Source organism: Bacteroides sp., assembly GCA_036351255.1.
Taxonomy (GTDB): Bacteria; Bacteroidota; Bacteroidia; order Bacteroidales; family UBA7960; genus UBA7960.
The window spans coordinates 1-7,327 of the sequence record JAZBOS010000146.1 but is presented as its reverse complement, the minus strand read 5'-3'; the positions used below and the strand labels follow the sequence as shown (position 1 = coordinate 7,327).

General features: G+C 47.2%; 7 protein-coding genes. 1 reads left to right on the top strand and 6 read right to left on the bottom strand.

Annotated features, from left to right (window positions below; translation table 11 throughout):
- The 5 genes from V2I46_14080 to kynU all read right to left on the bottom strand — a co-directional run.
- On the bottom strand, window positions 1-1,212 hold a 1,212-nt coding region (locus V2I46_14080), incomplete at its 3' end, for a hypothetical protein (protein MEE4178629.1).
- 454 nt (window positions 1,213-1,666) lie between these two features.
- Window positions 1,667-2,533, bottom strand: coding sequence for a hypothetical protein (locus V2I46_14075; GenBank protein ID MEE4178628.1), 867 nt, complete (start codon window positions 2,531-2,533; stop codon window positions 1,667-1,669).
- Between the two features lie 74 nt (window positions 2,534-2,607).
- Window positions 2,608-3,357 carry a hypothetical protein gene (locus tag V2I46_14070; protein MEE4178627.1) on the bottom strand — a complete coding sequence of 250 codons (750 nt, stop codon included), beginning with the start codon at window positions 3,355-3,357 and terminating at the stop codon, window positions 2,608-2,610.
- A 386-nt stretch (window positions 3,358-3,743) separates the two neighbouring features.
- Window positions 3,744-4,070, bottom strand: coding sequence for an RNA-binding protein (locus V2I46_14065; protein MEE4178626.1), 327 nt, complete (start codon window positions 4,068-4,070; stop codon window positions 3,744-3,746).
- Between the two features lie 93 nt (window positions 4,071-4,163).
- Entirely contained in the window at window positions 4,164-5,456 is a 1,293-nt protein-coding gene (gene kynU, locus V2I46_14060) for a kynureninase (GenBank protein MEE4178625.1), read from the bottom strand.
- A 142-nt stretch (window positions 5,457-5,598) separates the two neighbouring features.
- Here kynU and V2I46_14055 point away from each other — a divergent pair, with 142 nt between their 5' ends.
- Complete coding sequence (locus tag V2I46_14055) at window positions 5,599-6,249, top strand: hemolysin III family protein (protein ID MEE4178624.1); 651 nt, start codon at window positions 5,599-5,601, stop codon at window positions 6,247-6,249.
- An 11-nt stretch (window positions 6,250-6,260) separates the two neighbouring features.
- Here the strand turns inward: V2I46_14055 and V2I46_14050 are convergent, their stop codons facing one another.
- Window positions 6,261-6,665 (bottom strand): DUF302 domain-containing protein, encoded by a 405-nt coding sequence (locus tag V2I46_14050; GenBank protein MEE4178623.1) that lies wholly within the window; start codon window positions 6,663-6,665, stop codon window positions 6,261-6,263.
- Between the last annotated feature and the right edge of the window lie 662 nt (window positions 6,666-7,327).

Below are 7,327 nucleotides of genomic sequence, written 5' to 3'. Positions count from 1 at the left end.
GGAGCCGTTTCCGGAGATGATGTTTTGTGCTCCCGTTTCAGTGCCCCCAATAATGGTCTGGTTGGCACCCTGGAGCAAATTGATCCCCTGATAGGCATTGGGGATGGCAGCTGTGCCGGTGACATCCGTTCCAATGAAATTGCCTTTGATCTGGGTGTTTTGGGTTGGGCTTGATGCAATTACGATTCCTCGCCCGCTGCTTCCTGTGGCCCCGCTGATAATGTTACGCTGCGACGCAAGGGTCCCCCCAACCAATGTATTCAGGGCCCCTTCCGAAACCTGGATATTGACATTGTTGCCAACTCCAACAGTACCCGTTACATCGGTTCCAAAATAATTACCGGAGATAATATTGTTCAGGGAATTTGGACCCGGCCGCACTTCATTGCCAAAAACTGCTACCCCAATGGCCAGGTTCCCTGAAATGATGTTGCGCTCTGCAGCGGTGATTCCACCTACCAGGTTATTCGAACTATTCATGATCTGCACCCCGCGCATGTTGGAGAAAGGCGTGATACCATCCGGGGCGATCCCAAGGAAGTTGCCCTGGATTATGTTGTTGTCGGTTTCAATCACAATGGCAAAACCATTGTAACCCGCCTGGGGTTGACCCTGTGGGATTGGCCGGTCAAAACCCCCGATCACCAGCCCGCGGATCTCACTTCCGTTAGCATTGTCATACAGCCGGAAGCCTTCCTGCCCGTCGGGAGTCAAACTTCCATCAAGAACGATTACAGGAGCCCCGGCAGTCCAACCTGGCTGGGTGGCGCCATCGATGATGATGGGGTTATTAATGTATCCCAGCCGGTCGAGCGGTTGAATATAATGAGGTCCGCTGCCCGGGATGTTGAATTCAATGATGTCCAGGTCTGGTGTCGCATTGGCCTGCTGGATGGCCCAACGCAACGAACCTTCTCCTGAGTCATTGGTGTTGGTTACAACAAGCGTAACCCCAGCCTTCAAGCCCTGATCATTGACAGGCTTCTGGTCGCCAGCGCTTATCCGGGAAGTGAATTTGGCTTCGTAGTATGCCTGGCCTTTCCTTTCAAGGTCTGGTGCCATTAAGGCCTGTTCAAAATCACTACGCTCTTCAAGTGTATCCTGAGGATAAGCTTTTTCCTGCGCCTGGATTTGGTTGCCCCAACCAGCGAACAGCCCTATGCTTATCAATGCAAGGAGAAAATACTGTTTTAAAAGTCGATTTTTTTTCATTCCGGTCAAAATTTGGTTTGTAGAAAAAATTCTATGAACGATTAAAAGCGTTCAGTTAATTGAATTTAATCACAAAAAAATCTTAAAACAATTTGGAAAATCCCTTAAATTTATTCCAAGGGATAATACTTAAATATACATAGTTATATATTAGTATTTATACCTAAACGAATGTTTAAATTGTCCAGCAAGTCAATTAATTAGGTATCAAAATGCCTAAATAGAAAACACTCCTTTTCTGAACACGTCATTTAACAGGGATACTTCCCACAGGTCATTAGTGCCATAAAACTTTAGCATATCAGCCTAAGAGTATGTTGATTAATTAAAGAAAAAAGGCGACGAACAAATAAAATAATTACACTATTATGTCCTATTCATAAAAAAAGGAACCACCCGGAACTTTTAACCGGGTGACTCCCTTTTTCTTCTTGCTATTTGAACAGATAAGTCCTTAGCGGCTGGTTGATGATCTCATTCCCTGGCCGAAAAGGTAATCCCTGTTCGTTATCGTGCGTGCTTGGGGTTCATAAGCAATGCATTCCATGGTGCCGTCCATATTGCTTCCGGGGCTTCCTTTTTTGTCGGTGATTTCCATATACATCATCAGTCCGTTTGCAAATTGCTGTCCGTAGGCTTCCAGGGCAGATGACTTCTCCTGGTTGCTGGGGGCGAACAGGCTGCCCATATGCGCTTCCATATTGGGGGCAATATACATGAGGAATTCGTAGCTTTCATCTTCCATCTTTCTGCCCAGGCAGTTGTAGCCAAGGAATTCCTTCGATGGTACCTCAGTAATGGAAAAGTCCTCCAGGCGATCCAGGTTTTCCTCCTCTTCCTCCTCAGGCACCATATTTTCCATTGCCGTGGCATGGAGCTTATCGCCAATGGTCATATAAGTCACGGTGGCCTGAAGCTCCCCGTCGATTACCATAAACATTTCGGTCCCCGAGCCGAATTCAACGCCTACGTGGTTGGGATTATCCTTGCTCAGGTAATAGTCGATCACCATCTCGCCTTCCTGGCTGGTGACCTTCATCTGGTAGAGGTAATCAAAGGTGTATTGATCCGGCAGCAGGGCCGGGTCAAAGGTGTTCCCTGAGCCTTCCATCATTTTCTCCAGGTTAGGCGTCAGGATGCTCATAATGGCATTGGCCATCTGCTCGGCCAGTTGTTCTGATGTGCGGTCGATGACCTTATCGACCGCCTTGTCGATGGTTCGGTCGCGCAGATCCCTGAGGATGCCACGCTGTGCCTGCAGCCCGGTAGAAGAGAGGCCCAGGAACAATACGACCATTACGGATACTGTAATTGTTTTCATCTGGTTTCCTTTTTTCAGTTTTCAATAAGGCTAAAAGATTGTAAAATGGATTATCTCAGTTCAGCGGACTTGCTTTAATAAGCACTTTCCATGGCAAACCACTGCAGATCTGCGGGAAGTTCGGTGATCCGAGTATGAACAAAAGTGGCGGGGTGAATCTTCCCGCTCTGATCGGTGAAAACCCTGGATATCTCGGTTTTTATTATGTTCCAGCCTTCTGTCAGATCCAGGTCCATCACGATCTCTTCCGTAAAGAATTCCTCCTCATGCCCGGTATAATAGTCCACGACACATTTCCCTTTTACCGAAGCTGTTTCCTCTACATAATACCAGCGAACATAATATCCAGGGTTGGGGTCCTTTTCCCCGTAAGAATACAGCCAGTCGGCCACCTGTCTGTTGCTGGCAGGCATAAGCACGCCGTAAACAGGATCCCCATAGGAATTCGCCAGGCCCAATTCTGGCAGACCCATTACCTCCGCCTCACCATTGCTGACCGTTAGTTCATCTGAACCACAACTGAAAGCAGAGGTCACAGTATTTTTCCGTATTTTCCAACCTTCCGGGGCGTTTTTTTGGGCCTCCTCGGCCATAGCCCTAACTTCAGCGGGATAATTCTCTGAAAGCACGATCTCCAGTTTTCCGGCTTCATCCACCTGCCCCAACTCGGTCATATCGCCGGTGATCATGTCATAAAAGGCAATTTTGGCTTCTCCCTTATCCCACATTGTGAGGCTGCCTTGCAATACTTGCTGTGAACTTACAGGAATAGTTGGAAGCAGCAGCATCATAGCCATTGACCACACCTTGTTTTTTAACTTCATGTCTGATTTTTTTGAAATGATTGAACGATTTATTCCGGGTCTTTCCCGGAACCCTGGTGATGGAAAACGAGCTTCCGCTTCACTGGTATAATGAAGTTAATGATATTGTTGCTGTAAATCAATCAGCTAATTCCCTTAATTTTTATGCTGTGGTTCAGACGTACCTTTTCTAATATAAACAACCGTATAAATACTTATAGATAATTATGGATATCAATCTTTTCAGGGCATTTTTTCCCATAGTTACGGGTCAAAAAAAAAGAAGCTGTCCCTTATTCGGAACAGCTTCTTTTCAATTGGTGTTGCGCGCCTGGAATCTTAAGAAGAGGTGTTTATAAAAATAAATCGTTTCTTACAAAATCCAAAAGCTGCAGTGAGGTTTAAGCTTAATACGACCTGCGATTATCGCCACCCTGGTAACCACCACGGCCACGGCCACCACCAAAACCACCTCTGCGTTCGCCACGCTCTTTTCTTTCCTCTGCCTCATTGACCACAATGCTGCGGCCCATGATTTCCGAACCATTCAGCGCCTCAATGGCTTGTTTGGCTTCTTCATCATCGGACATTTCAACAAAGCCAAAACCCTTGCTGCGACCGGTAAGCTTGTCGGTGATAATTTTTGCTGAGCTCACTTCACCATACTCCTCAAATAAATCCTTCAATTCTGTTTCTTCCAAACGGAAAGGAAGGCTTCCTACGAAAATGTTCATTTTAAAAGGTTTGATTAAAAATTAAATGCGCCGTAAAAGTACTGCTTATTTTCTTTCAAAGCTACACCTGCGACCCGGGATCGTTATTTTTTTTTAACTAATTGCTTTCCTGTTACTTTCAAAGCGTTCAAACTCCCGTTTTTCAAGGATTTCCCGCAGAGCTTCGGTTACCATCCAAACATCTTCAAAAGAATTGTAGAGGGCAATTGGTGCAATGCGAATGATGTCAGGCGGCCGGAAATCGGGGATGATGCCCCGGGCTTTGAGGGCCTCGTTAATGCGCAGGGCTTCGGTGGGATGCGTCAGGGCAATGTGCCCGCCCCGTCGACTGGCCTCGGTTGGCGTGGCAATGGAAAAATGAAAAGGCGCCTGGCTCAGGCGGGCTTCCACCAACTTCATGAAGTAAGTGGTTAGCTTTAACGATTTTTCCCGGATGTTTTCAATGCCAGCTTCCAGTGTGATTTGCAACGCCCCCTCCATGGTAGACGATCCCAGCACGCCCGGTGAGGAAATCTGCCAACCCCCGGCATGATGGGCTGGTTCAAACTGCAGCGACAAATCAAATTGTCTTTCCTTTACAAAACCAAACCACCCGGCCATCAGGGGATCGCGATGAAAGTGGTTTTTGTTGACATAAAGGAATGCTGCACTGCCCGGCCCTCCGTTCAGGTATTTGTAACTGCAGAACGTGGCGAAATCAACCTCCCACTGGCTGAAATGATGTGGCACCGTACCGGCCGAATGGCTGCAATCCCATCCAATGGGGATACCTCTTTCGTGGGCTGCACGCGTCAGGTATTCCATATCGAGCAACTGTCCGCTGGCAAACAGCACCGAAGGCAGGTATACCAAGGCCACTTCATCTGTCATCATTTCGACGATGGATTCCTCATCGAGGGTGCGACCATCCTTGCTGCGGACCAGCAATAGTTCTTCAGCAGGATCCAAGCCTTTCATTTTGATCTGTCCTTGCAGTGCATAAAGGTCAGAAGGGAAATTCAGCTCATCGGCCAGGATCTTGCTGCGCTTCCCTTCAGGCTGGTAAAATGTGCTGATCAGCGCATGGATATTCACCGTGGTGGTTCCGGTAAACACCAGCTCGCCTGCTTCAGCGCCCACCAAGCCTTCGGCCATTTCACCCAACTGTTCCCCGAAGTAGAACCAGGGCCTTTGCCCCTCGAGCCAGCCACGGATGCCCAGTGTCTTCCATTCATTCAGCACCCGCAGCATGGAGTGCTCGGCATCTTCCGAAAGCAAGCCCAGGGAGTTACCATCCATATAAATGATGTTTTCGGGCAGGTAAAACCGTTTGCGGAAATGTGACAGGGAATCCTGGCGGTCCAGTGACATTGCATAGTCGCGCGAAACAGAGAAATCTTCCAGCATTTTTTGTTGTGTTGAATATGAGAATGAACCTCAGAACGTTTGTAAAAATAGATGATTTTGGGCAATAATCGGAAACAGCAGGGCAAAAGTCCTTATAGTTTGCCTACTTTTGGATAATCTTTTACAGGAAGGAAATTCTTTTATGGAACGCAGACGCTGGGTCCTTTATCTTCATGAAATTCTGAACAGCATCACCCATGGCATCGGCATCTTGCTGGGCATTGCAGCCCTTGTGTTGCTGGTGGTTTTTGCCAGCCTGCATAAGCCCGATGCCTGGAAAATCGTGAGTTTTTCAGTTTATGGCTTCAGCCTCATCCTGATGTTCACCGCCTCGACCCTTTACCATAGCTTTCAAAACAAGCGCATCAAGGAGCACCTCAATGTGCTGGACCATTCGTCAATATTTATCCTGATCGCGGGCACCTATACACCCTTTACCCTGGTATCGATGCGCGGGCCCTGGGGCTGGACCATTTTCGGGATCATTTGGGGGCTGGCCATTGCCGGGGTGATCTTTAAACTGTTTTTTTACACTCACAAGATGCGCTTTGTGGGCACCATGATCTATCTGGCCATGGGCTGGATTATTATAATTGCTATCAAGCCTTTGCTGCAAACTGTCCCTGCAGGCGGATTGTGGTGGCTTCTGGCTGGGGGACTGGCTTACAGCCTGGGAATCATTTTCTACCTGAGGCGCAAAAACCGCTTCAACCACGTCATCTGGCACCTCTTTGTCCTGGCGGGCGCCATTTGTCACTTCTTCTCCATTTTCTTCTACGTGCTGCCAGCCTGAGGGGTGCCCCTTTATGAAACCCGGCGGGCCGTGCCTTCAATGATTCGCTTTACCCGTTCGCGGATCTCTAACGCAAATTGATCAAGTTCCTCATTCTTTACCGGGGAAACCATAGCCACAGGATCGACCATCGAAACCTCCACCTCTCCGTCCTCGAGCACTTCCACCACCACGTTGCAGGGAAGAAAAGCACCAAGTTTCGGCTCAACCTGCAAGCCCTGGTGCGCAAATTGGGGGTTACAGGCACCAAGGATGATGTAAGGGCGGATATCTTTATCAATCCGTTTCTTCAGCGTGTCTTTCACATCAATCTGGGTCAACACCCCAAAACCTTCTTTCTTCAGTTCTTCTGTGACCAGTAAGATCGCGTCCTCGTAGGAGGTGTTTTTCATCTTTGTGCTGAAATAAAAACTCATAATTTATAGATTTTAATGGATTGAACTATTTAAATGGGTTTGTTTAATTATTTAACAATGCAAGGCCCTTTTAGTTTAACCCGAATTTTTCTTTGGGCTATCCCTTGCTGTCATTGAATTTGATCCTATAGGCAGAACCCAAACTACAGAAGGGAAACGCAGCTTTTTATTTAGCGATGCTTTTTTTCCTGCCCGATGTCCACAATAGCCCAACTGATTCAAGGCATGTTTTTTCTGAAGCCTGTTCAACATGATATCCGGGGCTATTCAGCTTCAGAGTTCAGACGTAGTTAAGACGTAGTTAACACGTAGTTTAGACGTAGTTCAGACGTACACGCACGTTTAAACTTCGTTTAAACTACGTTTTAAATACGTGTCATTTACGTTTTATTTATGATGCTAAACCTGCTTTGAAACGTTTCAATCCTTTCTTTTGAAGAAAATCCACGCATTAGTTAACGCAAGGAGAGGAGGGTACCCTCGCATGCGGTAACTGTTCAGGCTCGGGGGCAAGAACCTGGAAGGCTGAGGCTTTTTGGTTATCCCGTTGACCCTGCAGTTTTGATAACAGGGCAATTTATGGGAAAATAAACCGGAAAGAGAAATAAATAATTGGGATTTAGGCCAGCGCTTTTCAAACCTGGAGAGGGCAGGATGTTCAT

Coding starts and splice junctions, on each gene's coding strand:
- kynU (MEE4178625.1), bottom strand. CDS start 5,456: ATGCTGGAAGATTTCTCTGTTTCGCGCGACTATGCAATGTCACTGGAC.
- V2I46_14050 (MEE4178623.1), bottom strand. CDS start 6,665: ATGAGTTTTTATTTCAGCACAAAGATGAAAAACACCTCCTACGAGGAC.
- V2I46_14070 (MEE4178627.1), bottom strand. CDS start 3,357: ATGAAGTTAAAAAACAAGGTGTGGTCAATGGCTATGATGCTGCTGCTT.
- V2I46_14075 (MEE4178628.1), bottom strand. CDS start 2,533: ATGAAAACAATTACAGTATCCGTAATGGTCGTATTGTTCCTGGGCCTC.
- V2I46_14065 (MEE4178626.1), bottom strand. CDS start 4,070: ATGAACATTTTCGTAGGAAGCCTTCCTTTCCGTTTGGAAGAAACAGAA.
- V2I46_14055 (MEE4178624.1), top strand. CDS start 5,599: ATGGAACGCAGACGCTGGGTCCTTTATCTTCATGAAATTCTGAACAGC.